Annotated in this window: 25 protein-coding genes and 1 pseudogene; 12 read left to right on the top strand and 14 right to left on the bottom strand. The window is 58.0% G+C overall.

What is annotated here, in order from left to right:
* Positions 1 to 125: 125 nt before the first annotated feature.
* A pseudogene (locus tag QP982_RS06035) lies at positions 126 to 1,332 on the bottom strand (IS110 family RNA-guided transposase).
* Positions 1,333 to 1,717: 385 nt separating this feature from the next.
* Here QP982_RS06035 and QP982_RS06030 point away from each other — a divergent pair.
* Entirely contained in the window at positions 1,718 to 3,214 is a 1,497-nt protein-coding gene (locus QP982_RS06030) for an MFS transporter (protein ID WP_284870307.1), read from the top strand.
* Entirely contained in the window at positions 3,201 to 3,746 is a 546-nt protein-coding gene (locus QP982_RS06025; protein WP_070439472.1) for a TetR/AcrR family transcriptional regulator, read from the top strand. The genes QP982_RS06030 and QP982_RS06025 overlap by 14 nt, the downstream gene beginning before the upstream one ends.
* 6 nt (positions 3,747 to 3,752) lie before the next feature.
* On the opposite strand, the gene QP982_RS06020 is transcribed toward QP982_RS06025, so the two are convergent.
* Positions 3,753 to 4,955 (bottom strand): alpha/beta hydrolase, encoded by a 1,203-nt coding sequence (locus tag QP982_RS06020; RefSeq protein ID WP_070439467.1) that lies wholly within the window; start codon positions 4,953 to 4,955, stop codon positions 3,753 to 3,755.
* Positions 4,956 to 5,344: 389 nt separating this feature from the next.
* Between QP982_RS06020 and QP982_RS06015 the strand changes: the two genes are divergently transcribed.
* A complete protein-coding gene (locus QP982_RS06015; protein WP_284870306.1) occupies positions 5,345 to 6,934 on the top strand; it encodes a Re/Si-specific NAD(P)(+) transhydrogenase subunit alpha in 1,590 nt (529 codons plus the stop codon).
* Between the two features lie 6 nt (positions 6,935 to 6,940).
* Positions 6,941 to 8,416, top strand: a complete 1,476-nt coding sequence (locus QP982_RS06010; protein WP_049172682.1) for an NAD(P)(+) transhydrogenase (Re/Si-specific) subunit beta — start codon at positions 6,941 to 6,943, stop codon at positions 8,414 to 8,416.
* Positions 8,417 to 8,464: 48 nt separating this feature from the next.
* On the opposite strand, the gene QP982_RS06005 is transcribed toward QP982_RS06010, so the two are convergent.
* The 5 genes from QP982_RS06005 to QP982_RS05985 form a co-directional block, all read right to left on the bottom strand.
* Positions 8,465 to 8,920: a GNAT family N-acetyltransferase gene (locus tag QP982_RS06005; protein ID WP_069359594.1), complete on the bottom strand. Its 456-nt coding sequence runs from the start codon at positions 8,918 to 8,920 to the stop codon at positions 8,465 to 8,467.
* 87 nt (positions 8,921 to 9,007) lie between these two features.
* Entirely contained in the window at positions 9,008 to 9,892 is an 885-nt protein-coding gene (locus QP982_RS06000) for a 5-oxoprolinase subunit C family protein (RefSeq protein WP_049172680.1), read from the bottom strand.
* 18 nt (positions 9,893 to 9,910) lie between these two features.
* Positions 9,911 to 10,546: a 5-oxoprolinase subunit B family protein gene (locus QP982_RS05995; protein WP_240593312.1), complete on the bottom strand. Its 636-nt coding sequence runs from the start codon at positions 10,544 to 10,546 to the stop codon at positions 9,911 to 9,913.
* A gap of 89 nt (positions 10,547 to 10,635) precedes the next feature.
* Positions 10,636 to 11,409, bottom strand: coding sequence for a LamB/YcsF family protein (locus QP982_RS05990; RefSeq protein WP_049172677.1), 774 nt, complete (start codon positions 11,407 to 11,409; stop codon positions 10,636 to 10,638).
* 91 nt (positions 11,410 to 11,500) lie between these two features.
* Positions 11,501 to 12,712, bottom strand: coding sequence for an NRAMP family divalent metal transporter (locus QP982_RS05985; protein ID WP_070862844.1), 1,212 nt, complete (start codon positions 12,710 to 12,712; stop codon positions 11,501 to 11,503).
* 148 nt (positions 12,713 to 12,860) lie between these two features.
* Between QP982_RS05985 and QP982_RS05980 the strand changes: the two genes are divergently transcribed.
* Positions 12,861 to 13,547, top strand: coding sequence for a GntR family transcriptional regulator (locus tag QP982_RS05980; RefSeq protein ID WP_070549497.1), 687 nt, complete (start codon positions 12,861 to 12,863; stop codon positions 13,545 to 13,547).
* A gap of 30 nt (positions 13,548 to 13,577) precedes the next feature.
* A complete protein-coding gene (locus QP982_RS05975) occupies positions 13,578 to 14,543 on the top strand; it encodes a quinone oxidoreductase family protein (RefSeq protein ID WP_284870305.1) in 966 nt (321 codons plus the stop codon).
* 13 nt (positions 14,544 to 14,556) lie between these two features.
* On the opposite strand, the gene QP982_RS05970 is transcribed toward QP982_RS05975, so the two are convergent.
* From QP982_RS05970 to QP982_RS05940, 7 genes are all read right to left on the bottom strand, one after another.
* On the bottom strand, positions 14,557 to 15,078 hold the full coding sequence (locus QP982_RS05970) for a hypothetical protein (RefSeq protein WP_049172672.1): 522 nt from the start codon (positions 15,076 to 15,078) through the stop codon (positions 14,557 to 14,559).
* Positions 15,075 to 15,392: a hypothetical protein gene (locus QP982_RS05965; protein WP_126107947.1), complete on the bottom strand. Its 318-nt coding sequence runs from the start codon at positions 15,390 to 15,392 to the stop codon at positions 15,075 to 15,077. Before QP982_RS05965 ends, QP982_RS05970 begins: the two co-directional genes overlap by 4 nt.
* 92 nt (positions 15,393 to 15,484) lie before the next feature.
* Positions 15,485 to 16,177 (bottom strand): metal-dependent transcriptional regulator, encoded by a 693-nt coding sequence (locus QP982_RS05960; protein ID WP_038628213.1) that lies wholly within the window; start codon positions 16,175 to 16,177, stop codon positions 15,485 to 15,487.
* A 3-nt stretch (positions 16,178 to 16,180) separates the two neighbouring features.
* Complete coding sequence (locus QP982_RS05955; protein ID WP_070566431.1) at positions 16,181 to 16,999, bottom strand: metal ABC transporter permease; 819 nt, start codon at positions 16,997 to 16,999, stop codon at positions 16,181 to 16,183.
* Positions 16,992 to 17,822 carry a metal ABC transporter permease gene (locus QP982_RS05950; RefSeq protein WP_016422353.1) on the bottom strand — a complete coding sequence of 277 codons (831 nt, stop codon included), beginning with the start codon at positions 17,820 to 17,822 and terminating at the stop codon, positions 16,992 to 16,994. Before QP982_RS05950 ends, QP982_RS05955 begins: the two co-directional genes overlap by 8 nt.
* Positions 17,812 to 18,507 (bottom strand): metal ABC transporter ATP-binding protein, encoded by a 696-nt coding sequence (locus tag QP982_RS05945; RefSeq protein WP_070566429.1) that lies wholly within the window; start codon positions 18,505 to 18,507, stop codon positions 17,812 to 17,814. The genes QP982_RS05950 and QP982_RS05945 overlap by 11 nt, the downstream gene beginning before the upstream one ends.
* Positions 18,504 to 19,634 carry a metal ABC transporter substrate-binding protein gene (locus QP982_RS05940; protein ID WP_070566427.1) on the bottom strand — a complete coding sequence of 377 codons (1,131 nt, stop codon included), beginning with the start codon at positions 19,632 to 19,634 and terminating at the stop codon, positions 18,504 to 18,506. The genes QP982_RS05945 and QP982_RS05940 overlap by 4 nt, the downstream gene beginning before the upstream one ends.
* A 275-nt stretch (positions 19,635 to 19,909) precedes the next feature.
* Between QP982_RS05940 and arsC the strand changes: the two genes are divergently transcribed.
* The 6 genes from arsC to QP982_RS05910 all read left to right on the top strand — a co-directional run bounded on the left by arsC (position 19,910) and on the right by QP982_RS05910 (position 25,393).
* Positions 19,910 to 20,254 (top strand): arsenate reductase (glutaredoxin), encoded by a 345-nt coding sequence (gene arsC, locus QP982_RS05935; RefSeq protein ID WP_070566425.1) that lies wholly within the window; start codon positions 19,910 to 19,912, stop codon positions 20,252 to 20,254.
* A gap of 197 nt (positions 20,255 to 20,451) precedes the next feature.
* A complete protein-coding gene (locus QP982_RS05930) occupies positions 20,452 to 21,849 on the top strand; it encodes an MFS transporter (RefSeq protein ID WP_070566423.1) in 1,398 nt (465 codons plus the stop codon).
* A 142-nt stretch (positions 21,850 to 21,991) separates the two neighbouring features.
* Positions 21,992 to 22,159, top strand: coding sequence for an antitoxin (locus QP982_RS05925; protein ID WP_101738983.1), 168 nt, complete (start codon positions 21,992 to 21,994; stop codon positions 22,157 to 22,159).
* 249 nt (positions 22,160 to 22,408) lie between these two features.
* Positions 22,409 to 23,398 carry a FecCD family ABC transporter permease gene (locus QP982_RS05920; RefSeq protein WP_284870304.1) on the top strand — a complete coding sequence of 330 codons (990 nt, stop codon included), beginning with the start codon at positions 22,409 to 22,411 and terminating at the stop codon, positions 23,396 to 23,398.
* Positions 23,395 to 24,255, top strand: a complete 861-nt coding sequence (locus tag QP982_RS05915; RefSeq protein ID WP_284827128.1) for an ABC transporter ATP-binding protein — start codon at positions 23,395 to 23,397, stop codon at positions 24,253 to 24,255. The genes QP982_RS05920 and QP982_RS05915 overlap by 4 nt, the downstream gene beginning before the upstream one ends.
* 112 nt (positions 24,256 to 24,367) lie before the next feature.
* Positions 24,368 to 25,393: an ABC transporter substrate-binding protein gene (locus QP982_RS05910; RefSeq protein WP_284870303.1), complete on the top strand. Its 1,026-nt coding sequence runs from the start codon at positions 24,368 to 24,370 to the stop codon at positions 25,391 to 25,393.
* The last annotated feature ends 18 nt before the right edge of the window (positions 25,394 to 25,411 follow it).

Raw genomic sequence — 25,411 nt, 5'->3', positions numbered from 1 at the left:
GCCGGGGTCCCTATGTGGATTGTCAATAGTCAGGCGGGACTTTCACGTACATCGCATGGGGGTGTTGTAGCCGTGACTGATCGCCGGGCCGTATCATGCGGGTCGGCGGTGATCAGCGCAGCGGCCTACGCAGCCGTGGCGATGTTTCTAGCAGGGATTTCTCGGAAGAACTCACGCCGAGTCAACAGGGCATAGATGACGTTGCAGCGGCTCCGGGCAAGCCACATCACCGCGGCATTGTGCTTCTGTCCTTCACCCCGTTTACGCAGGTAGTAGTCGCGCGATGCAGGATGGCAGTTCGACGCGATCCACGCCGATTGAAACATCGCGTTTTTCAACTGTTTATTGCCGGCCCTGGTGGGAAACTCGCCGCGGACCGACGTACCCGACTGCCGGGTGGTCGGCGTAAGCGGCTAAGTGTGCGGCGTCGGCGAAGTCCTGGCAATCGCCGATGGACAACACGATGTTAGAGGCGGTCTTGATGCCTACGCCGGGCATCGACATCAAGACCTGGGCAAGAGGGAACGATTCGAGCATCTCCTCGACTTGTCCGGCGATCGTGTCGCGCTGTGCTTGAAGCGCTTTGATGTTCGCCGCCAGCTGGGGAATGACCAATTCTGCTGCCGCAGTGCCGGGTACCGTGACAGTTTGCTCGGCAAGGGCGGCGAAAATTGCGTCAACCAGGGCAGCAGGGGCCTTCTTGGCGCGGTTGCGCATCCACTTCAGGGCCCGGCGTCGACCTGCGGCGGCCAGTTTTGTCGGACCTTCGTAGTGGATGAGCGAGTCCAGCACCAGCGTGCGGGAGAGAATCTCGGCTGCAAAGACGCGCTCGAGTGCGGGGTGAATCTGTGTGAGCATGCTACGAAGGCGGTTTTTCGTTCGGGTGGCGTCTTTGGCGATGTCGTCGTGGAATCCGGCGAGCATCTTCAGCGCTGATAGTGTCTCGTCGTCGCGGTCGACTGCCCGCAGTGTGTGTGGCATGGTGCGGGCGGTGTCGGCGATGATGAATGCATCCCGGCGGTCGGTTTTTGATCGTCCAGGGTAGAGATCGGCTGCTTTTCGCATGGCTAGGTCGGGGAGGTCTCCGACCGTGCAACCGCAGTCGCGGGCCACGGCGATGGGCAGGGCGCCGATGGTGTTGGGTTGATCGACGACCATGAGAACGCCGCCGTGGGCCTGCATGGACGCGAGGATTTCGCGCTGTGCGGCTTCGTCTTGGGGCAGTGGTTTGTCGTAGATTCTCTCGCCGGTGGTGGTCAGCGCGCTGGCATGGTGGTCGGTTTTGCCGACGTCGAGGCCGATGATGATGTCGGGTGTTGTGGACGGTTCCATGGTGGTGTCCTTCTGTTGCGGCTGGTCGCCGGTGTCTTGGACATCCGTTGCAAGCACCCACGTTACGACGAGACCTCTGTTTGGTCCGTGGCCCTATTAGCTGTCAGCGGTTGTCCCCGGTGTCCGGTGGCAACACCCCCGGATTATGGAAATGTTCACGCAGATAAGCCATACCGGGCCCGGTGACCGCGCCCCGTGAGGGGGACACCATCACGGTAACGGATCGAACGGCGGTCGTGAATTCGCACCTCAACAACGCCTGCAACTTAGACACTTTTTCACCGGCTCCTTGGGCGGGATTGGCTTACTTTTCTTGAAGTTTTAGGCCTACATCGGCACTCTCCAGAAGTTGTAACTAAACCGAACGTTCGTTACAGTTACTGGAATGACAAGTACCGACCACGCCGCTTCCACGAGGGCTAATCCGTCCACTCCAGTCACCCACAGGTGGGTCTTCCTCGCTATCATCAGCGCCGGCCTACTACTCATCGGCATAGATAACTCGGTGCTCTACACTGCCCTGCCAGTTCTGCGCGAGCAGCTCCACACAACCGAGCTGGAGGGCCTGTGGATCATCAACGCCTACCCACTGGTAATCTCCGCACTCCTCCTCGGCACAGGCACTCTGGGCGACCGCATCGGTCACCGCAAGATGTTTCTTGTGGGCCTGACGATTTTTGGCTTATCTTCCCTGGCCGCGGCCTTTGCGCCGCACGCCTGGGCGCTGGTCATCGCCCGCGGCTGTCTAGGACTGGGCGCCGCGACCATGATGCAGGCGACCCTCGCACTGCTACGTGAGACCTTCCGCCACCCTCGTGAACTTGCCACAGCTATTGGCATTTGGTCTGCCACGGCAACACTGGGTGCCGCCGCTGGCCCCGTCGTTGGCGGTTTCCTATTGGAGCACTTCTGGTGGGGCTCAATCTTCCTTATCAACATCCCTGTAGTAATTTTCGCAATCATTGGCACGCTGATTTTTGCTCCGCCGAATCAGCCCAACCCAGCCAAGCGCTGGGATTTCCTCACCAGCCTCTACGCGATGCTGGCCATGCTGGGCCTGGTTTCGCTCATTAAGGAACTCGCTGGTCATCGCTCCTCCACCGTCATCGTCGCAGCTATCGCCTGCGGGCTAGTGGGCGCGGTACTGTTTCAGCGTCGTCAGGCACGTCTCACTGAACCCCTCATCGACTTCTCCGTCTTCCGTTCGCGGATGTTTTCCGGTGGCGTGCTGGCAGCCGCGCTTGCCATGTTTGTCCTGGCAGGCGCCGAATTGATGACGACGCAGCGCTTCCAGATTTCCGTCGGATACACACCACTCGACGCGGGCTTGCTAGTTGCCACCGCGGCACTGGCGTCCTTGCCAGTTGGTGTCATCGGCGGCATGGTGCTGCATCGAGTGGGTTTCCGCACACTCATCACCGGCGGATTCCTCCTCAACGCCATCGGCCTGGCAGGCATGTACTACGGTGTTTCCTCGGGCAATTTCCCGCTCATGATCGCAGGATTGATACTGCTCGGCGCGGGCGCAGGTTCTGTGATGTCGGTGTCGTCGACCGCGATTATCGGCTCAGCCCCGAGGTCAAAGGCCGGTATGGCGGCGGCGATGGAATCCGTGTCCTACGAATTTGGCACACTGATCACCGTCGCAATCACAGGCAGCCTCCTACCCATGTTCTACGCCTTGTTCACGCCTGTCGACGCCAGCATCTCACTCACCGATGCACTTCACACGCCAGCGCTTAACGACGGCGCCCGCGCCGGCCTCGACAGTTCCTACCTGGCCATTTTGATTATCCTGGCTGTCGTTGCTGTCATTGCAGCGATTGCGACTGCGGTGGCATTCCGCGGCAACCCGAAGGAGACTGAATATGCGCACGAGTAAGCGCACTGCCATTCTCGACACAATCGTTGAGATTATCGAGACAAATGGCTTTTCCGAGGTCACCTACGAAAATGTCGCAACTCAATGCGGAATGAGTAAATCAGGGTTGATTTACCACTTCCCCTCCCGCGAAGACATGATTCGCAGCGTCCATGAGCACATGGCGCAGTTATGGGAAGAGGAGCTTATCGAAGCCGCGGGTGGGCCCGCAGAGGAGGTATCCCCCGCCAACCGCCTACGCGCAAACCTCCAGGTCTCGCTGGATACAGCAACGAGGGCCGAGCTACTCATGTCCATCGACTCTGCCGCCGACCCGGAGCTGCGCGAGATCTGGACGCGCCTTTTGCGCCGGTGGAATCCGCCGGTAGAACAGATTGCCACCGATGAGGAAGCCTGCATGGCCTACGTTGTCCAAATGATTTCCGATGGACTCTGGGCCAACGACTACCTCAACGGCAATCAGCTCACGAAAGCACAGCGTAAGGCAATCGCCGAGGCCGCGGCAAAGCTGATTCCAGAGTCGATGGAGTAGCCAGCTCTAAACGCCCTTGCGCTGAACGTCCTTGAGCTCGGAGTCAGTAGCCAGGCCGTAGTTAGCACCCTCATAGACGGCCTTTGCTCGACTCGTTCCGCCGAGCACATACTCACTAAAAGACAGCACCAGCGAGCCAAGCACATTCTTGGACGGATCATCCAGGTAGGTACCGTGGTAGGAACCGGTGACTACCGCTTCCCAGGCGGGCCCTTCAGCGTCGCGGTAGCCACGTCGATCCGCATCAAAAGGAACGATGTCCTCGTGCTCCGCAATGGCCACCAGGCTTGGAATCTCCGGCGGTGTGGAGATTAGTCCAGCGTCGGAAGGCCCTGGGGTGATGGCGACCAGACCACGGGTGACCATATCGATACCCGCAGCCTGGAAGGCTTTATCCATCCTGTTGTTCAGGAAGATTGCGGAGCCACCACCCGCAGAGTGCCCGACCAACATCGTGCGGGAGAAATCGATCTTGCCTGCAAGTGGTGTGGACTCATCCCCATTGGCCGCTGCGGCAACTGAAGCTGCCAGCACCATCTGTGGCGCGAACCAGTTGGTGAAGTTGTAGCCAAGAGCCACGACGTATCCGTGGCTTGCATAGAGTCGCGCTTGCGCGTCGTACATACCCGGCTCAGTACCAATGCCAGGGCTGAGAACCATCAGTGGCGCAGACTCCATCGAGTCAATATCCGCCGGGTAGATAAGCTGCGCGCCAACTGGGGAGGCGTTGGCCGATTCAGGCAGTACGTCATAGCAGCCGGTGGTGCCGTGGAGACCGTGGAGGTCCCGCAGTACGCGGTTATAGATGGTGTAGACGACACCATCACATGGCATTGCTTCGCGGGTTGCGGCAACTGGATGGGAGCCCATCGCTCCGAACTCCTTGCGCAGCTGCCCCGCCTCTGGGGCGAACGGCTCGGTGATATGGCCACTTTCGCCACCGGAAATGACACGGTTCACGCCACCCATGACATCCACCAGACCACCGCCAATTTTGTCCACGGTTTCCGAGTTCTGGTAGTCAATAGTGCTTTCGCGTGCAGTGATATCCGGCAGCTGACCAATGCGCGGTGCCGCCTGCGCTGGCACCTGTCCGCCGAGAACTACACCAGCTGCGAGCGAGAGAGCAGCCACCTTCGAGAACGTACGCCCCTGCCCTCGGCGGGATGCCGACACGGCCTTTCCGGCGGCACTTAGTGAACCAATCATCGTTTTTCCTTAACTCTTGCCAAAAGCCTTGGAATACGAATCTACCTAATGCGTAAAGACGTACGTAAAGACAGAATCATCCTCCCCCATACTTCACCCCTCAAACAATCATTCAGGGCGCTACAAATGTTCACTCTCGCCCACAATTAGCACTATTACCCCCATTTCCTACCCCCTTTCTAAGAGTGCGCAAACTCAGAAAAACCCACCTCACCACCGTTACCCACATATTTTTATTACCTTTTTCCACAAACGCCTCCGCTGCCTCCCCACCAGCGCATACCTTATTGACACCAAGGAGAAAGTGGCCACGCCCACACTCACTGTTAACCGACAACCGAGTGTGCATGGCCCTTAATAAAACCCCCGAACAGAAAAGAACTCCCACAATGAGAATCGGCATCCCTTTAGAACCCGATCCCCAGCAAACAATTGTGGCTGCGACCCCGGAGACCGTCGGCAAACTCGTCAAGCTTGGCTACGAGGTCGCCGTGCAGGCTGACGCCGGCCTGGCTGCTAAGTTCACCGACGCGGACTACGAATCCGCCGGTGCCACCATTGTCGACGAGTCTGTCTGGCACAGCGATATCGTCGTAACGCTCGACACTCCGCCGGAGCAGTTCCGTGCACTGCTTAACGACGGTGCCATGCTGATCAGCCGACTTGCGCCAGGCCGAAACGAAGAGCTGGTCGAAGAGCTCGCGCACCGCAACATCACTGCCCTTGCTATGGATGCGGTTCCCCGTATTTCCAGGGCACAGTCGATGGACGTGCTGTCGTCGATGGCCAACATCGGTGGTTACCGCGCAGTAGTCGAAGCGGCTGCTGCGTATGGTCGCCTTTTCACTGGTCAGGTGACTGCCGCAGGCAAGATGCCGCCAGCTACCGTTTACGTCATCGGCGCTGGTGTCGGCGGACTTGCCGCAATCGGTACCGCCAACTCTATGGGCGCGATTGTCAAGGCAACAGACCTGCGCCCTGAAGCCGGTGAACAGGTCGAATCGATGGGTGCAGAGTTCATCCCGATTCCGGCCGCCACTGAGAAGTCCGAAGATGGCTACGCCAAGGAAATGACCAATGATCAGGCTGCCGCTGCCGCGAAGCTCTACTCCGAGCAGTCCGCGCAAGCTGACATTGTCATCACCACCGCGAATATCCCGGGCCGCCGCTCTCCACTGCTGCTGACTGCTGCCGATGTTGCAGCTATGAAACCAGGCAGCGTCATCGTCGACATGGCTGCCGCAGGTGGCGGCAACTGCGAGATGACCGTTCCAGGCAAGACCATTGTCACTGACAACGGTGTGACCATCATCGGTTACACCGACCTTGCAGGACGTCTGCCCGCGCAGGCATCGTCGCTGTACGGACAGAACATTTTCAACCTGTTCAAGCTGATCACGCCGGAAAAGGATGGCTCTCCAGTTCTCAATCTCGAGGACGAGATTATCCGTGGCATCACGGTGACAAAGGCTCGCTCACAAAATGGCGCCGGCGCTACCGGAGCTGAGATTCTCTGGCCACCACCGCCAATCAAGGTCGCTGTCACCCCTGCTGCCCCACTGCAGGAGCAGCAGGCCCACCAGGCCGCATTAGAAGAGAATGCGCCGGAGAAGGTTTCCTTCATGGGATCGGGCCTGGGCTCGAAGATTGCTCTGGGCCTGATGGCACTGCTGGCAATTGTGGTTATGCTCAGCGCACCGCACAGCGTGAGCGCCAACTTCATGGTTCTCACCTTGGCTATCGTGCTTGGCTTCTACGTAATCTCCGCGGTCACGCCGCGCCTACACACACCGCTGATGTCTGAGACCAACGCGATTTCCGGCATTGTTCTGGTGGGTGCGATTCTCCAGGTGGGAAGCTCCAACCTGCTGGTTTCCGGTCTCGCGTTCGCGGCCATCGTGGTTAGCTCCATCAATATCTTCGGCGGTTTCGCCGTCACCGACCGCATGCTTGGCATGTTTGTGAAAGAGGAGGCATAAAGTCTAATGGCTAGCATTGATACTGCTTCGCTTCTGGACTGGACCTACCGCCTGTCCAACGTCGGCTACATTGTCGCCGCCGTCCTGTTCCTCGCTGCCCTCTCGGGCCTGTCCAAGCCGGAGACCGCTCGCCGCGGTAACTCCTTCGGTATCGCCGGTATGGCTGTAGCCGTTGTCATTGCCATCTTCCAGGCACTCGTCACCGCAGACACCAAGCCGGATACTCATTTCTCGCCGCTGATTACCCTGATTCTCATCGCTGTCGCTATCGGCATCGGTGGTGTCATCGGTATCAGTCGCGCACGCCGCGTTGCCATGACTGGCATGCCGCAGCTGATTGCATTGTTCAATGGTCTGGTCGGACTCGGCGCTATCTTCATCGGCTTCAACTCTTACATCTTCGCCGAAGATGTCGCCCCCGATGCCCTGAAGTTCCACTTCGGTGAGGTCTACATTGGCGTCTTCATCGGCGCTGTGACCTTCACTGGCTCCATCGTCGCAGGCCTGAAGCTGTCTGAGAAGATCAAGGGCTCGCCGCTTCTGCTGCCGGGCCGCAACGCTCTGAACATTGCCATTCTGGTGGTCACTCTGGTTCTCCTGGCTGTCTTCATCGCAACCGGCACCGAGGGCGGCGCCATCGCATGGGCATGCATGGTTGCAGTCACTGCTTTGGGCCTGTTCTTGGGCTGGCACCTGGTCATCGCCATCGGTGGCGGCGACATGCCGGTTGTCGTGTCCATCATGAACTCGTACTCCGGCTGGGCCGCCGCTTTCACCGGTCTCATGCTTGGCAACCCGCTGCTCATCATCACTGGTGCGCTGGTTGGTTCCTCCGGCGCCTACCTGTCGTACATCATGTGTGAGGCCATGAACCGCTCCTTTGCCAACGTTATTCTGGGTGGCTTTGGCTCCGAGGCTTCGTCGGGAAGCGCCGTGGAAGGCTCCCACACCGAGGTCAGCCACGAGGACACCTCCGAGATTCTGCGTGATGCAGACAAGATCCTCATCGCTCCGGGTTACGGTATGGCTGTGGCACAGGCTCAGTACGCTGTTGCTGACCTAGTCCGTAACCTGCGTGAGGCCGGCAAGGAAGTGGTCTTCGGTATCCACCCAGTCGCTGGCCGCCTGCCGGGTCACATGAACGTGCTGCTGGCTGAGGCCAAGGTTCCCTACGACATCGTGCTGGAGCTGGACGAGGTCAACGATGACTTCGCTGATGTGGATGTCACCCTGGTCATCGGTGCAAATGACACCGTCAACCCGATGGCAGAGCAGCCGGGCTCCCCGATTGCGGGTATGCCGGTGCTGAAGGTGTGGGAATCTGAGCGCGTGATTGTTCTCAAGCGTTCGATGGGTTCGGGTTACTCAGGCGTGCAGAACCCGTTGTTCTTCAACGAAAACACCGACATGCTTATCGGCGATGCGAAGGCCAGCGTCGACTCTCTGAACCGCATCCTGGCGAGTTCGAAGGTCAACGCTTAAAACTTCAGGCAAGCAACGCCGTACAAATCGGAGCCTAAGTACTTTCCCCTAGGACCCGTCACGAACCATCGTGATGTGCTCAATGCCGGCTTCCATGAAGGTCTCCCCGATCTCATGGAAGCCGGCTTTTGCGTACACAGCCTTCGCCTGCGTCTGGGCATGCAGAATCAGCCCCGTATCCGGGTGGTCAGCGATGACCTGCTGCAGCAGTTTCGAGGACAACCCCCTACCCCGGCTCGCAGCATCGACGACAACTCGGCCGATGGTGCGCGGGTAGCTCGTCGAGAACTCATCGAGCGTGTCAATTACACGCAAGTACGCAATAATCTTGCGGGAGTCATTGTCGTCGCGGATGAAATAGTGCTCCGCGGTAGCTTCCAGGTCGCGCCAATCCATTTCCGGCTCTGTACAGGACTGCTCAAGATAGAACACATCGGTGCGCAGTGCCGAGATGGAATACACATCGGTCGCACTGAGTTGAGAAAAGGAGGCGTGTTCAATCATGGTGGCTGATTTTACTGCGAAGAACGGTGTGACGCTCATAGCTGGCAAACGTAGTGGCGCACCATCGCGCAGAATGAAGCCGCAGACCTATACCGCCCGCACCCGGCGGAATTGTACCTTCGCGCCGGGCACCAATTGCCCGGCCCTCGACAATGACGGCTCCGTCAACACACCAATGACCGGATATCCACCCGTCGCCGGATGATCAGGACCGAAAATAATCGGCTGCCCCGATGCGGGCACTTGTATCGCACCGGGGACCATTCCCTCGCTTGCCAACTCATGGGTGACCTGGCGCTCAAGAGTAGTCCCATTCAGCCGAAGTCCGACGCGGTTGGCCTCTTGCGTCACGGTCCATGTCTCGTGAAAGAAATCACTGACGCTTTCCCGCGTAAACCAGTCCGCCCGAGGGCCAGGAACAACATCTAAGCGCGCAGCCTCGCTCGACCAATGAGGCGCGGGATAAATTGCGATTGACGACCCCGTCGAATACTCCGGGTCGCCGACCTGCAAGACCTGACCGGCCTGCAAAGGCGCTGGGCCGAGCTTGCCGAGCGTATCGTATGACCGCGAGCCCAGCACTTCCGCGACATCGATGCCCCCTCGAATCGCGACGTACCCGCGAAGACCTGCATCGAAGGTACCAAGCCGCACAATTGCCTTCGCCCCGACCACAATTCGACTATTCATCGAGGTCTTGATGACCTTGCCATCCTGCTCGACAGTCACCTCACCGTGGGCTCCTGCGAAGGATATGATTGCTCCCTCCGCTACTTGGAACTCCAACCCGCCGACGACGCACTCAAGCACCGCCAGGCTTTCTTCGTTGACAACCATCCGGTTAGCAGCTGCCGCGGACTCGTGGTCGAACGCACCGGAAGTACTCACGCCCAGGCTGCCTTGCCCTGCACGGCCCAAATCCTGAATCGTCGTCAATATGCCGGGTCGAATAATCTCGATAGAATTCTTCATCTCTTCCGCCCCCTTTTTCTACGCCGCACTCACCGTAGAAGTCGCTTCAAATTGCACCTCAACCCCGGGCTCAAGCAGCGCCGGATTAGGCCGATTCAAGTCCCACATCTCCACATCTGTATGTCCCAAGAGCTGCCAGCCACCGGGCGAATCGATGGGATATACACCTGCGAATTGGCCCGCAAGTCCGACGGAGCCCTTGGGAACTCGAGTGCGCGGCGTCGTAAGGCGGGGAATATCAAGCGGCTCTGGCCACCCCTGACCGCTCCCGCGCACCATGTAATAAAAGCCCGGCGCGAATCCACCGAACGCGGCCGTCCAAGGGCGTTCGCAGTGCCAATCGATCAACGCTTGAGGGCTCATCCCAAGGCTTTGTGCCAAGGACTCAAGGTCCGCGCCGTCATAGTGAACGGGAATCGTCATTGTTTTTCGCTTGTCGACGGTCTGCCTCTGCGCATTGTTGCCCCGCAGCGCGGTTTCTACTGCGCCGAGGTAACGACGAGCCGGTCCGCGAAAGCGAAGAAGGAGCGTTTGGGCTGCAGGTACCCTGTCAACGAGTCCCTCAATCTCAGCCGCAGCAGAGTGTGCACGAAGTACCTTCGCCAACGGATTGGCCGATGATGAATAGTCGATAAGCAGCGCATTTGTTCCCATAGGGCGAATCTCGGCCATGGCGGTGCTGATCCTTTCTTTCTTGCGGGGTTGAAAAACTGCGGTTGATAAGACCGGTGTGCGAGTCCGCGCTATACGTGGGCAGCGACAGTGACTCCGGCGTCGACGAGCCCTTGGCGAATCATACGGGAGAGTTCGACCGCACCAGGGGTGTCTCCGTGCAAACAAATAGAGTCAGCCTGCACGGTCAACGGTGAACCGTCGTAGGCGACGATTGGTTCCCCGCTAGCCATTGCAATGACGCGTTTGACGACGGCATCGGGTTCTACAATGACCGACCCCTCGAGTACTCGGGACACCAGAGTTCCATCGGAGTTATAAGCGCGATCTGCAAAAGCTTCCCTAATCACAGGGAGGTCCGCGTCGAGGCTGAGCCGTTCGATGACCGACCCCGGCTGCGCCATAATGGCAAGCTCATCTCCGCAGGTGGAGCGAGCGAGCAGGAGCGCCTCCACCACTGCAGCGGCCTGATTTTCATCCACTGCGATGCGGTTGTAGAGGGCACCGTGGGGCTTGACGTAGGAAACTTCGGTACCCACCGCCCGTGCACATGCCGAAAGTGCACCAATCTGGTAGACGGTTTCGGCTCGCAATTCTCGATGTGCGTAATCCATGCGACGTCGTCCAAACCCGGGGAGATCGCGGTAGGCGACGTGCGCGCCGATGCGAATTCCGCGCGCAGCAGCTGCCTCACAGGTCTCCATCATGACGCTAGCGTCACCCGCGTGATACCCGCAGGCAATATTGGCACTGGTCACAATGTTCAGCAGAGCGATATCATCACCCATCTTCCACGAGCCGAACGCTTCCCCAAGGTCAGAGTTGAGATCGATAGTGGCGCCCATAAACGTCACCGCTCCTTCCAAGTAATAATGCTGGTCTTTGTACCGTTGTTATGTTGGTTCTCATCTGAGCTGTGCGAGAAACCGGGGGGGATTAGCCGAGCATTTCAAACACACCGCCGAATGAGCGCCACGCCAAGAACCAGGCGACTGCGACACCCAAGATTCCGATAGCCGCCAACCACTTCGGGTACTTGTAACCATTCATGAGATCCGCACGGAACAGCGCGATGTAAATCAGCACACTAACGCCAATTGGAAGAACCAAACCATTGAAGGCTCCGGCGAAAACCAACAGCGTCGCTGGAGCCGTACCGATGACACCGAAGAGCAGCGTGGAGATTGCAATTAGGACAATGGTGATCGTGTTTTGAGTCTTGGCTCCAGCACCCGAGGAACGAGTCAGAAATGTTGCTGAGGTGTAGCTGGCACCCACAATCGACGAGATTCCCGCAGCCCACAGGACAACGCCAAAGAAGCGCATACCCCAATCTCCTGCCGCAGCTTGGAATGCCTCTGCAGCGGGGTTTCCATCCGTATTGAGGACCACGCCACCCGCAACCACTCCCAAGACAGCTAGGAAAAGGAGGAAACGCATGATGGCTGTGACGATGATGCTCGTAACAGATGAGCGAGTGGTCTGTGCGAGGTTCTCTACACCGCCGGCGCCAGCATCAAGCATGCGGTGAGCGCCAGCGTAAGTAATGTAACCGCCAACAGTGCCACCGACGAGCGTGATGATTGCCAACAAATCAATCGTGTCGGGCATGACCGTGTTCTTCAGTGCTTCCCCTACTGGCGGGTTAGAACTGAACGCCACAATTCCAGTGACCAGAATCATCACGACACCGAGCACAACGAGTGCCTTGTCCAGCGCCATACCCGCCCGCCGGGAGAGGAAGAAGCCAATGGCGAGGATTGCAGTAACAATGCCGCCAATCTTTGCGTCCACGCCCAACATCGCGTTCGCACCAAGTCCAGCACCGCCGACGTTGCCAATATTGAAGACCACACCACCGATGACAATGAGAATTGACATTAACCAGCCCAGCCCCGGAAGCACGGCGTTGCCGAGCTCCTGCGCGCGGCGTCCAGAGACAGCAATCACTCGCCACACGTTGAGCTGAATCGCGATATCAAGAAGCACCGAGATCACAATGGCAAAGGCGAAAGCCGCGCCAAGCTTGGCCGTAAAGGTTGCGGTCTGGGTGAGGAAGCCCGGCCCGATAGCACTGGTCGCCATCAGGAATACGGCGCCGAGGAGTGCCGTTCGCCGCGCCTTATGGGCAGATGTTGAAGCGTCCATAGCGTAAGGCCTTTCCCTACAAGTCTGACGATTCCCACGTTGAAGGATTCCTACGTTGAAGATCGCCTGCACAGAGATTGTTGAACAATGTCTCGTATGTTAATTGGTGATGGCCGCCACACAAAAGTGCTTTAGTAGTCTGTATTACATGACTACCCCCGGAAACATCCTCGACGATCAGACCCGCACGTCCTCTGGGGAAAAACAACAAGACGTTTCAGTAGCGGATGTCACCGCAACTGTCCTGCGCCGAGAGATTCTCGCCGGAAAGCACTATAGCGGCGAGCAGCTCCGTGAAACCCAACTTGCTGCGCGACTGCAGGTCAGCCGCAACACCATCCGACAGGTCTACCGCAAGCTGGAATCTGAGGGGTTACTCACTCATATTCCTCATCACGGCGTTTTTATAGCCTCCTTCGACAAACAACGCATCCGCGAACTGTATGCCTTTCGCCATGTCGTCGAATGCGGAACACTGCGATCGCTAAGCAAGAGCCAGGCAAAGCTCCTCGGCGAAGAGATTCTTTCTATTTGTGGTTCACAGTCATCATTGAACCTTCCCGAACGGAATAATGCCTTTCACCTCGCCATCGTCAGAGCTTCCGGGTCCCCCGACCTGTTAGCCACCGCCGAATCAATTCAGGCCCAACTCCGTCTTTGCTTCCTCTCCTACCCCCAAAGCATCGAACTCCATGCCCGATACGCCGATCGCCACATCAGTATCGCCAAAGTTCTCATCGAGGACACCCCAAACCACGCCGCCGACCTCCTCAGCGCCTACCTCAATGAGTCGTTCAGTGCCGTCACCGCTGCCCTCCCGCTTGCCGACCGTTGATAATTAGCTGCTAGGACTACAGTGATGGACATGGCAGCAAATTCAGGCAACGCATACGCAATGACCATTCCGGAGTTCGGCCCCGCTGACATTTTCACCAGGACACTTATCGATCATGCTCAGCCCGGTCCCGGCGAAATCCTGGTCAAAACCACAGCCATCGGCGCGAATCCGCTGGACTACAAGATGCGCGATGGCTCTTCCGGTCTGTGCGCAAAGTTCACCCCTCCCGCCGTCCTCGGACGCGAAGCCGCGGGTGAAGTCGTTGCCGTCGGCGAAGGTGTGGACAGCTTCGTCCCCGGCGACCGTGTCTTCGGCATGCGCGGCTTCGACGACTTCCGCGGCACCTACGCAACGCACAACGTCTTCCCCGCCGACGGTGTGGTCCGAACGCCCGATTCGCTTGACGACGTTACCGCTGCGGGTCTTGCCCTAGTGGGAATCACGGCGACCGTCGCTGTCGAGCAGCTTGCAAAGGTAAAAAGCGGTGACACCGTACTCATCCATGGTGCAGGTGGCGGTGTTGGCCAGCTGATGACACAGCTGGCGGTTGCCCGTGGCGCAACTGTGTTGGCCAGTGCGTCGTCACGCCATCATGAAAAACTAGTGGGCTTTGGCGCGCAGCATATTGATTACACAGCGGAAGATGTATTCGAGGCTGTGCGCCGGCGGTTCCCCGAGGGCGTTGATGTTGTGCTCGATGGCGTGTACTTCGACACTTTCCTCCCCTCGCTGGATGTGTTGGCATCGGATGGTCGGATTGTGGCGCTGCCTTCACTGGCCGACCTGACACCGGCGAGGGAACGTGGCATTGAGGCACACATTCCGGCCATTTCGAATGACACGACTATTTATGCCGACCTGGCCGACCGCGTGGTTGCCGGTGAGATTTCACTTCCTATCGGCCTGACTAAGAATCTCACCGAAGTCGCGGAGGTCCACCGAGTATTGGAAGACGGGCACGCTGACGGCAAGATTGTGATGACCGTCGAGTAAACCAGGCGCGTTACTACAGCTCGCGACGAGCGTTCTGATACGTCTTCGTCAGCGAGCACCACAGCTCGTCGGCATCAGAGATGGCTTCCACCAGCTCCCGGTTGGTCATAGTTTCGCGCTGCTCGCGCAGTCGGTTGTTTAGCTTCCGGGCACGAGAGAGCTCACCGCGTAGCTCGATGAGCTCCGGCGTAGCCTCACCGGAGGCAAATACATCCTTGTAGATGGTGCCGACACCCATTGTGGTGTTCACATTGTCCCAGGCAGTAAGGATTGCGGTGAGCTGGTACTCGGTGTCCATGGCAATCTGCTGCAGCTCCGCGTGATTACGCTCGGCGAGCTCGTGCGCCTCAGCACTACGGCGCACACCGGCCCACGCCTGGTATGCGATGAGAATCGCAAGCACCAAACCCGCCACTGGCAATGCATATTGCAGAATCCACAGCGTGACACCGAAGAGCTGAATAATCAGGCCAAAAAAGAAAAATACGACAATGACCGTCACGCACCCGTTGTCGGAGCCTGAACGTTTACTCACCGCGGTGTCACCTCCGCCGCAGCATTCAAGATCGCATCGGCCCCCAGGTGGCTGGCGTAGCCAAGTCCAATGGCTGCTGCCAGAAGGAGTATTGCCAGCAGCGTATAGACGATTGCCTCTTTGACAGTGCTAGTAACCGCAATGCGCTGCTCTTCGTAGTCAACCAGGGCACGCATGTCTTTGGTCGAGGCATTCAATCGACGTTCGAGGTCAACCATGTGTTCCTGCTGCTCGGCGCGTGAGATAGCGATGGCATTCAACGGCACATCAACACTCTCGACACTGGCATATGCCTGTCGACGAGCACTCTTCACGCTGTCGAACGAAACTGACGGTGCGGGTGGCACTTTAGTTGGCCCAGTGAGATTCCGCGACACCTTATAGTAAGAGCGCGCTGCGGCCCTCGTCAGTTCGTTGTTGGAGTCGCCTTGATTGCCCATAGTGCCGAGTCTGCCACATGAATTTTCTTTGGCTCGGTATCGTCCACCTCATCGAGGATGGCAAAGACATGCATGCCTGCATATGGTGCGGCTTCGGCTCGGAGCACGGTCCCCGGTCCTACCCCTGATGTCGCCAAATAGCGCAGTAGTTCAGGGTCGGAGTCGTTAATGCGATCGACTACCACCATCGCGCCGGCTTCGATATCCGTCAGGTCGGTGCGCACTGCGCTGGCGATGGTACCGCTTGCGCTGGGAATTGGATCGCCATGCGGATCGCGCTCAGGGAATCCCAGCATTGCATCAATGCGACTAATGAAATCATCCGAGACCGCATGTTCAAGCTTTTCGGCTTCCTCGTGAACCTCATCCCAGGTGTATCCCAGAGTCGAAACCAAGAAGCTCTCAATCAGCCGGTGGCGACGCACCATGATTAGCGCAATGTCTCGCCCACGGTCCGACAGGCTAATACCCCGATACGGCTCGTGGTTGACAAGGCCACGTGCAGCTAGCTTCTTTACAGCCTCGCTGGCGGTGGGCTTCTTTTCGCCCATCCGCTCAGCGACGTCGCCAAGTGCCACTTTTTCACCGGTGCGCTCGTGCAAATCCCAAATGACCTTGAGGTAGTCCTGGGTCTTTGCTGGTAAATCCTCCACGTGCATTCTTTAGACTTTAGCGTTATTGCGTGTTGCCGCAATCTTGAGGGGGACATAGAAACAGCCGGCGCACACGCCAATGCAGCCGCCAACTGACAGATTCGCCGCCACCGCAATGAATAGCCCCACCAGGCCGATCGCGATACCCATCAATGGCGCCAACACGAATAGCAAACGGGTATCGTTCACTACCCCAACGAGCGCAGCTGCCGGGGCAGCTAGCAGCGCGATGGATAGAATCGTGCCGACAGCCGGAATCAGCGCCACCAGAGTCAGAACGATTAGCCCGCTGATGACCAGCTGTGCTTTTCTCCTCGAATGCGCGACTCCGAAAGACTCCGGGTCGAAGGTGAAGTAAATCAGCTGACGCCACCGAGCAAGCAGCACCAACGCCACCAGCAGCAAGAGGCCACCGGACAGCACAATATCAATCTTGTTCACGTTAAGTACGCTGCCGACCAGGAAGCTTTCTACCTTCACCGGCAACGGGGCGAACCACTTGTTCAGGAAGTAGCCCAGTGCGAACCCAAATGTCAGCACAATTCCCGCCGCCGAGGACGTTGTTCCCACCTTTGACAGACCGAACAGTGCCCCAATCGGAATACACATCAGAAATGCTCCGATAAAGAGGAACACCGAAATCCACGAGTGGCTCAGGCCGAGCGCTGCCGCAATAACAACGCCCACAACCGCGCCGGGAAAAGTCGCATGTGTAATCGCTTCTGCGAAGAACACTTGTTTTCCCAGCACCGCGAGCACCCCAACTACTCCAGCCAGGGCTCCTACCAGTATCAGTTCGATAATGGGCAAAATCAGGATGCTAGACACGGTCTCCTCCCAGCACGACGCGCAGCCCCAGTGCCATGAAATACAGTCCCACCGAGGTCAGCGCGACGACTGCCTGAGGCGACACCGGCCCCAAAGGCACCAGTGCCAAACCAACGATTCCGCTGAGGCAGCCCACTGCAATCGCAATCGGCACCATCACATGAACTCGGCGAGTCAGCAGTCTCGCCGCCGCTCCCGGCACGACCAGATATCCGACTACCAGCAGCACGCCCACAGCGCTTGCCGACGACACCACGACCGCAGCAATCGCCGCGTTAATGGTGAGGTCGATGCCCCACACATTGACGCCTGCGGCTTTGGCACCAAAGCGATCAAAGGCAACAAACACCTGTCGGCGCCAGGTCACTGCGATAAGAACCAAGGCGATGGCACAGACAATCAGGGCGCTGGTGAGACGGGAGTCAGTGACTTCCAGCAGTCGCCCGAACATGAGCGCTTCCAGCTGTCCTGACTGGTCACCTTTCTTCAGCGAGAGAATCACACCGATGGAAAAGAAGCTGGTCAGTACAACTGCAACTCCAGCTTCCGACATGTGCGAGCGCGATACTAAGGTCAGTGCTACTGCCACTACCACCGCAAATGCTGCAGCCACCGGGATAATCATGTCGATGCCGCCGAATACGGCACCGGCCACAATTCCGGGAAAAATCGAATGCACCATGGCCTCGGCATTGAACTCGAGGCCACGCAGGTTCACGATGACACCGACCAGGCCAGAGACCGCCCCGAGGGCAATCAACAGCACTAGTGGCCTGAACATGAAAGGCGCTACCCCAAGCTCATTCGCAAGCTCAGTCCACATAAGCTGGCACCAACTTCGAGGTTGCACCAAAAGCTGGCTGCTCTGCCACAATTAATGTGTTTTCGCAGGTGTCCTCAGCAAGCACGAGATCATGGGTGGCCGCGATAATTGCCGTGCCACTTTCCTTCAGTTCGTTGAGGAGATTCAGCAGCATCGCCCGATTTTCAGTGTCGAGGCCGTTGAACGGCTCGTCGAGAAGCACGAGTTGCGGACGTGCGACGATGGCACGCGCCAACAGAACGCGTTGCTGCTGACCACCGGAGAGGTTGCCGAAACGTTCACTGGTGCGGTCGGCAAGCCCGACTTTGGCTAGCGCTGCGTGGATGCGTTCTTTGCGGTGTCCAAGCGGTTGGAAGGGGCGCAGTTCGTGCAGCACCCCCATGGCGACGACATCGAACGCCGTGACCGGAAAAGTGCGATCGAGGTCTGCCGACTGCGGGACGTAGGACACAATCTTCGCGTTGTTGTGCATCTCACCAGCGAGAAGACGAGTCCCACCCAGGATTCCGCGCAGCACAGTCGTTTTTCCAGAGCCATTGGCGCCGATGAGTGCAAGCCCGGTACCCGGCGCGACATTGGCGGTGATGTGATTGACGATGGGTACCGCCGTGTAGCCGAATGAGGCATCGCGGAGCGTGACTATGGGCTCGGCAGACATGGGGTTGGCTAAGTGGTTACGGCTCATTTGATGCTCTCTGGCAGGGGCGCGACAGTTCCGTCCCATGCCGTCACAACCTGAGTGACGTTGTGGATGATGGAACCGATGTAGGTCTCGCCATCACTGCCAGCCGGACCAAGGGAGTCGCCGTAGAGTGCGTCCTCACCAACGATGGCCTTGACACCTGCGGCCTTGGCGATCGCCTCAATTGATTTCGAGTTGTTCGAGTTCTCCGCAAACAGCGCGGTTGCACCCGCGTCCTTCACGGTCTTTGCCGCCTCGGCGATATGCGCGGCCGTGGCATCCTGCTGCTCGTTGAAATCAGACAGCGCTGCGCCGATGAAGTTGATATTGAACTCGTGGGAGAAGTATCCAAAGGCATCGTGGCTGGTAAACAGCACAGGGTCCGACACGGTGGCGATGGACTTATTTGCCCACTCATCCAGCTGATTCAGCTTGTCCTGGTAGGCCGCAACGTGGTCGGCGATGGTGGACTTCAGCTCATTGTCGCCACGTTCCTCAGCGACCTGTTCCAGGGCGTAGCCGATATTGGCAACCTGGATCTTGGCGTTCTTCGGCGAGGTCCATACATGCGGATCGAAGCGGAATTCCGCCTCCTCACCGGGTTCTTCCGGCGGGAATGGCCATGGGGCGACATCAATCTTCTCCACCCCTCGGTCAATGGTGTAGTTACCATTCTTCGCCTTCTCTGGTGGCAGCGGCTTTGTTTTGTCCGTGTCCTTGGCTGCCTTCATGGCATCTACGTCACCTGCAGTGAGAACGCCACTGGTTACTGCCATCGTTCCGGAAAAGCCCGAGGACTCAATCGCCTGGTCCAGGAAGTGCTCCAAATCGACTCCGTTGACGAACAAGAGATCGGCGTTACCAGTCTTGGTCAGCTGCTCATGGGTCATTTCCAGCTCATGTGCTGTTGCATTCGGCGCCAACAGGCAGGTCAAATCAACTTCATCGATGTCCAGCTGCTTCACGTAATCACAAATCTGCGTCGTGGAAGCCACGACGTTGATTGGGTTCTCGCCGCTGGCTCCCTCACTGCCATCGCCACACGCTGCAAGGCCAGCGCCCGCTAGCAAGATCGAAAGGCCCGCACACATGGACTTAGCTGATCGCGAAAGTTTTCCGGAAATTGTCATGTTGGTGTCCGCTCTTGATTGTTTGTTCCTGCTTTACGACGGCTACGCTGACCGGCCGCTTCAGTAAATCTGGTCACCTTAGGGGCGGTTGGAGCGCACTTCGCCGTTCATCTATCACATGTGAGAGTAAACCTAACGACAACTATTTTCAACCTATTGAACTTAAGTGTTGTTGGCTTTACAGCCTTTCAGGATAAATAACGAACAAGGTCTCACCCCATACAGTTACACCGCTCCATCAACCGCCACACCACAACATCAGCCATGATGGAGACATGGAAGCGAAGATTTACCACAACCCCCGCTGCTCAAAGTCCCGCCAAGCTCTCGCCGTACTACGCGAAGCCGGAATCGAGCCGGAAATCATCAAGTACCTAGACACTCCTCCAACCAAGACCGAGCTGCGCTCGCTAATCGAGGCGGCAGGCCTGAACGTCATCGATGCCGTGCGCACCAAGGAAGCAGAGTTCAAGGAACTGGAACTCTCCAAGGACTCCAGCGACGAGGAACTGCTGGACGCAATGGTCACACACCCACGCCTGATTGAGCGCCCATTTGTCGTCACCAATAAGGGGGTAAGGATGGCTCGCCCCACCGAGGCTATTAACGACATTCTCTAACCAATGACATGCGTTAATCGCCTTTACATCAACCCCCTCCACAGGCCTCCAAGGCCGGGAGGTTAATGCCCCGTTAATAGAGACTGAAGTCTCTGTAAACTCAACGCTGAAACGATAAAGCTCCCCGCCTGCTGCCCTAACCACCCGCACAGGTTGCATTAGAGGCAACGGCGGCCTTCAGCGAAAGGACTGTCATTATGAGCAGTCAGAGGTTCGGCTGGCTCAGCGCACCCGGCCCAGCAGCTCCCCTCCCCGAGGAAAAAATTGCCCCGACCTACCGAACCTGGCGATTCAACGTGTTCATGGGCATCTTCATCGGCTACGCGGGCTTCTACCTCATCAGAAATAACATCCCCCTGGTGTCCGCCGTACTGGAAAAGCACGACCTACTTGGCGCAGCCGGAATCGGCATCGTAGCCAATGCAGTTCTGTTCTCCTACGGCCTATCCAAATTCTTCATGGCCATGCTCTCCGACAGAGCCAATGCCAGGTACTTCCTCCCGCTTGGCCTAGCACTGTCCGCGGTCGTAAACCTCTTTGTTGCGTTCGTCCCAGCCATCAGCGCCTCTGTTGCAATATTCGCGACAGTCATGTTCATCAATGGTTGGTTCCAAGGCATGGGCTGGCCGCCCTCTGGACGAGTTGTCGTCCACTGGTTCTCGACATCCGAGCGTGGCACTTTGATGTCGATCTGGAACACTGCCCACAATGTCGGCGCCGCCGTCGGCGGTGCTCTGGCAGCCTGGGGCTTGCATTCGTTCGCCACTTCCGACGCCGACTGGACTCCCGCATTCTGGCTACCGGCAATTGTCGCGCTCGTGATTGCCGCCATCGCATTCCTGCTGATTCGAGATAACCCGCAATCCATGGGTCTGCCTCCGGTAGAGGAATACCGGAACGACCCGGACAAGGTCGAAGGAACTAATGACGAGGCACAAGAACCCTGGTTCACAATCGTCAAGAACCATGTTCTTACCAATCCGGTTATCGTCATGCTGGCGCTGGCCAATGTGTTCGTCTACGCACTCCGTTACGGAGTTCTTAACTGGATTCCGATTTACTTGACAAACGAATTGCACAAGACCAACGTCACGGGCGGAATCATCGGATTCATGCTCTACGAGGGCGCAGCAATTGTGGGCACCTTGCTGTGCGGATGGGTCTCCGACAAGGTCTTCAAGGGTTGGCGCTCAGGCGCCGGCATGCTCTTCCTGGTCGGCACCGGCATCACCATTTTCGCGTACTGGCAGCTACCCGCTACGGCACCATTGTGGATGTTCTACGTGCTCATCTCTCTGATCGGCGCACTCATTTACGGTCCAATCATGCTCATCGGACTGCAGGCCATCGACCTCTCGCCTAAGTATGTTGCGGGAACCGCAGCTGGTTTCACTGGATTGTTTGGATACCTTCTCGGCGCAACACTCGCCTCGACTGGTGTCGGCCTCTTGATCGACTTCGCAGGCTGGAATGTTACATTCGCAACCCTCATTGGCGTTGTCGCTATAGCGTTTGTCCTCATGATGTTCGTCGGCAAGTACGAGCGCGATGTCATGCACAAGGCAGATGAAGCCCGCACCAAAACAGCTCAATAACTGTCGGTCACGGTGTTGCTAGTCGAATATCAACTTCACTCCGTGGGGCCAATACGGTCGCAAGGTCGCCAATTCATCGGTACACTCTATGTCACAAACGAAAAAACGCGAGTAGACATTACGAATGGAAGGAGACTTCACCATGGGACTTATGGACAAGGCCAAGGAAGCACTGAGCAACGAAGAGAACACCGATAAGGTTCTGGACAAGGCTGAGCAGCTGGGCAAGGACAAGCTCGGCGAGGACAAGGCCGACCAGATCAAGAAGGCTCGCGACATGGCAGACGAGCGCCTGGGCGACGAGAAGTAAGCTACAGAGCTTTTCACCCCGCATTAGCACCCCACTTTCACAGGGGAGCTGGTGCGGGGTTTTGCTGTCCTTAGGAGATCCCACAGGACCGCTGACACGCCTTTATTGACAATTATTTTCACATTGTCCATCATTAGCCACGTGAAAACTATTGTCGATAGAGCTTCTCTTCCGCGTACTCGAAACCAAAAACTTCGAGCCCGGCTCTTCGGCTTTCTGTTTTTCCTCGCAGTCCCCGCCACAATCCTCTTGGCAATCTCCATCGGCCCCGCGGGAACAGGTTTCAGCAACGGCATCGTCGCACTGCTCACCCCGCTCATCAATACGCTTTCCGACGACCTCCCAGCTCTCAACCACCTCCTGCCAGAGATATCCCCTGCCACGCAATCACTTGTCTGGAGCATCCGGCTGCCCCGCGTCCTGTTGGCGGGGCTGGTCGGTGCCTCGCTCGCTGTCGCAGGCGCAACCATGCAGGCAGTCTTTCGCAATCCACTGGCCGAACCTGGTGTTACCGGTGTCTCCTCCGGTGCAGCAGTGGTAGCCGTTATTCTCATCGTCACTGGCGTGGCCGCGAAAGCGCCGTGGGTCCTCTCGGCAGGCGCGTTCATAGGCGCGTTGCTGGCTGTCATATTTGTCCAGATCGTCGCCGGTCTCAATGGCGGCAGTGGAGCCACCCTGTTGCTCGTCGGCATTGCGCTCAATGCGTTCCTCGGCGCAGTCATCGCCGCCACCATCGCGAACGCGCCACACAGTGATGACGCACAACAGGCCATGTTCTGGCTCAACGGCGATTTAACTGCTGCCAATTGGCAGGACATTGCGCTGGCAGTCGGCCCCATTACCGTCGGCACGGTTATCCTGATGATGCTCATTCCCGAACTCAACCTGCTCCTCCTCGGCGAAGAACAGGCCGCTGCCACTGGTATGCGCACAGTCTGGATCCGGCAACTGCTACTCGCCCTGGCTGCTTTAGTCACGGCAGCGGGCGTCGCTGTCACTGGCGTTATTTCCTTTGTCGGATTGGTCGTCCCTCACCTGATTCGCCTTGCCATCGGCCCCGATCACCGCAGCCTGCTGCCCATTTCTATGTGCCTCGGCGCAGTGTTTCTCATTCTCGCCGACCTCGTCGCCCGCAGTCTCTTTTCCCCAGTTGCACTGCAAACTGGCACAGTCACCGCGTTCCTTGGCGCACCTGCGCTACTCGCGTTGATTCTTCGGCAAGGTGGTCGCCAACCATGAGTCAGCAGACACAAAACCTCACCGACCACGTCACTAAGCCAGACACCGACAGCACCGCGCTGCTGCGGGCTACCGACCTCAGTGTCGGTTACCGCAATCGGACCGTCGTAAGTGGCGTGAACCTTGCTATTCGCCCCGGCGAAGTCCACGGCATCATCGGCTCCAACGGCACCGGAAAATCCTCCTTGCTCCGTGCTATGGCTGGCATTGTGACACCGAGTTCGGGGCAGGTTGAGCTCCTCGGCGCGCCGCTGACGAAGCTTCGTGCCCACGAACGCGCCACTCGATTGGCGTACCTGCCGCAGCACACACCGGCCGATGCTGCTATTGACGTTCGAACTGTCGTGGCACTCGGCAGGTACGCGCACCACCGTCGGCGTGACCGTTTCCGCAGCTCACTAAACTCCACGGACCACGACATCGTCGCCTACGCACTCGACCGCGTTGGTGTCACCGCACTCGCCGACCGTCCTATCACGGCTCTGTCCGGCGGGCAGCGGCAATTGGTGTTCATCGCAAAGCTATTGGCACAACAGGCCAAGGTCATGCTTTTCGACGAACCCACTGCGGCCTTGGACATCGGGTTTCAGCTGGAAATCCTCGAGCTGCTCGGCGAGCTAGCCGACGAGGGCCACGGTATCGGAGTTGTTCTTCATGACCTCAACCTCGCGGCCCGCAGCTGTCACCGGCTCAGTGTGATTCACAACGGCGGATTGGAAGTCACTGGTTCCGCTGAAGCAGTGCTGACGCCTCCCCGAATAGATGCGATTTATCGCATCTCCAGTGCTGTCGATACCGATCCACATACCGGTTCACTGCGAGTGACGGCGTTGGCTCGGGCTCGGCCGGCTGACTGATTGCGGCTAACTGATTCAGAGTGTCTGATTCGGGCTGACTGATTCCAGCTAGCGAAAATGCAACCGAAAACTTTCCCAACAATCAAAACTCAACAAGCAAGGAAGTACTTTCATGTTTTCACCAACTTCTCCTATCTCGGCCTTGAAGCGAAACTCTAAAAAGACCTTCGCGCTGCCGTTGATTGCAGCGCTCCCACTCGCTGCGGTGGTCGCCTGTTCTTCTTCGGAGGAGGCGTCGCAGCAGCCGTCGTCAAGCGAAACTGCGACGAACAAGCAGGCGCAGTGGCCGCGGACTGTGACCGTCGGCGACCACGACGTTACGGTGCAGAGCCAGCCGAAGCGCATCGTTGCACTGTCGACCGAAGTTGCGGATCTGGCGCTGGAACTGGTTGGGCCAGAGCGTGTCGTCGCGGTGACGAAGAACGCGCTCGATGAGACCTCTGGTAATCAGGTTGAGCTGGCGCGTAAGGTGCCTAATGCAATTGCCAACTCCACGAAGCCGGATCCGGAGCAGATTCTGTCCTATGAGCCGGACATGGTGTTGATGACTAGCCGCCATGATCAGGAGCAGTCGGCAAGCAAGCTGCTGGGCGCCAGCGATGTTCCGACCGCTGCGTTTTCCAGCAGTGATTTCGCTTCGCCGAAGGCGCTGGCAGAATCGGTGACCACGCTCGGCAAGTTGCTGGGAGCCGAGGACAAGGCGGCCGAAATGGTTGCCAAGATTGAATCGGAAACCGAAGAGATTCTCTCGGGAATTGATTCCACAACTAAGCCAAAAACGCTGGTCCTGTTTGCCCGCGGTGGTCAGAAGATGATTATGGGCATGCAGTCGGCGACGACGAATCTCGTTGAGCTGGCCGGTGGCGAGCCGATCTCGCCAAAGGGCAAGCGTCCGGGTGCCGTTCCCGCTGATCCGGAGACAATTGTGCAGCTGAATCCGGATGTCATTCTGATTCAGGATTTCCACGGCCAGGGCAAGGCTCCATTCCAGGAGTTGCTGGATAACCCGGCGCTTGCCGACGTCGCTGCGGTCAAGAATGATCGAGTGCAACTAATTGATGCGAAGACGACCTCTGGCACCGCCGGAATGCACATGCCCGATGGACTGCGTGAGATCGCTGACGCACTGGCTAAATAGAAAATAGGTTTTCACGTC

The sequence above is a fragment of the Corynebacterium sp. MSK019 genome, from assembly GCF_030232425.1.
Lineage (GTDB): Bacteria > Actinomycetota > Actinomycetes > Mycobacteriales > Mycobacteriaceae > Corynebacterium > Corynebacterium jeikeium_D.
This window is presented reverse-complemented; position numbering and strand designations above follow the sequence as displayed.

What these genes read in the sequence shown, in the direction of transcription:
- arsC (WP_070566425.1), top strand. Translation starts at nt 19,910, where the DNA reads ATGGAAGCGAAGATTTACCACAACCCCCGCTGCTCAAAGTCCCGCCAA.
- QP982_RS05915 (WP_284827128.1), top strand. Translation starts at nt 23,395, where the DNA reads ATGAGTCAGCAGACACAAAACCTCACCGACCACGTCACTAAGCCAGAC.
- QP982_RS06010 (WP_049172682.1), top strand. Translation starts at nt 6,941, where the DNA reads ATGGCTAGCATTGATACTGCTTCGCTTCTGGACTGGACCTACCGCCTG.
- QP982_RS06000 (WP_049172680.1), bottom strand. Translation starts at nt 9,892, where the DNA reads ATGAAGAATTCTATCGAGATTATTCGACCCGGCATATTGACGACGATT.
- QP982_RS05940 (WP_070566427.1), bottom strand. Translation starts at nt 19,634, where the DNA reads ATGACAATTTCCGGAAAACTTTCGCGATCAGCTAAGTCCATGTGTGCG.
- QP982_RS06030 (WP_284870307.1), top strand. Translation starts at nt 1,718, where the DNA reads ATGACAAGTACCGACCACGCCGCTTCCACGAGGGCTAATCCGTCCACT.
- QP982_RS06020 (WP_070439467.1), bottom strand. Translation starts at nt 4,955, where the DNA reads ATGATTGGTTCACTAAGTGCCGCCGGAAAGGCCGTGTCGGCATCCCGC.
- QP982_RS05995 (WP_240593312.1), bottom strand. Translation starts at nt 10,546, where the DNA reads ATGGGAACAAATGCGCTGCTTATCGACTATTCATCATCGGCCAATCCG.
- QP982_RS05950 (WP_016422353.1), bottom strand. Translation starts at nt 17,822, where the DNA reads ATGTGGACTGAGCTTGCGAATGAGCTTGGGGTAGCGCCTTTCATGTTC.
- QP982_RS05980 (WP_070549497.1), top strand. Translation starts at nt 12,861, where the DNA reads ATGACTACCCCCGGAAACATCCTCGACGATCAGACCCGCACGTCCTCT.
- QP982_RS05925 (WP_101738983.1), top strand. Translation starts at nt 21,992, where the DNA reads ATGGGACTTATGGACAAGGCCAAGGAAGCACTGAGCAACGAAGAGAAC.
- QP982_RS05930 (WP_070566423.1), top strand. Translation starts at nt 20,452, where the DNA reads ATGAGCAGTCAGAGGTTCGGCTGGCTCAGCGCACCCGGCCCAGCAGCT.
- QP982_RS05945 (WP_070566429.1), bottom strand. Translation starts at nt 18,507, where the DNA reads ATGAGCCGTAACCACTTAGCCAACCCCATGTCTGCCGAGCCCATAGTC.
- QP982_RS05960 (WP_038628213.1), bottom strand. Translation starts at nt 16,177, where the DNA reads ATGCACGTGGAGGATTTACCAGCAAAGACCCAGGACTACCTCAAGGTC.
- QP982_RS06015 (WP_284870306.1), top strand. Translation starts at nt 5,345, where the DNA reads ATGAGAATCGGCATCCCTTTAGAACCCGATCCCCAGCAAACAATTGTG.
- QP982_RS05910 (WP_284870303.1), top strand. Translation starts at nt 24,368, where the DNA reads ATGTTTTCACCAACTTCTCCTATCTCGGCCTTGAAGCGAAACTCTAAA.
- QP982_RS05985 (WP_070862844.1), bottom strand. Translation starts at nt 12,712, where the DNA reads ATGGACGCTTCAACATCTGCCCATAAGGCGCGGCGAACGGCACTCCTC.
- QP982_RS06005 (WP_069359594.1), bottom strand. Translation starts at nt 8,920, where the DNA reads ATGATTGAACACGCCTCCTTTTCTCAACTCAGTGCGACCGATGTGTAT.
- QP982_RS06025 (WP_070439472.1), top strand. Translation starts at nt 3,201, where the DNA reads ATGCGCACGAGTAAGCGCACTGCCATTCTCGACACAATCGTTGAGATT.
- QP982_RS05990 (WP_049172677.1), bottom strand. Translation starts at nt 11,409, where the DNA reads ATGGGCGCCACTATCGATCTCAACTCTGACCTTGGGGAAGCGTTCGGC.
- QP982_RS05975 (WP_284870305.1), top strand. Translation starts at nt 13,578, where the DNA reads ATGGCAGCAAATTCAGGCAACGCATACGCAATGACCATTCCGGAGTTC.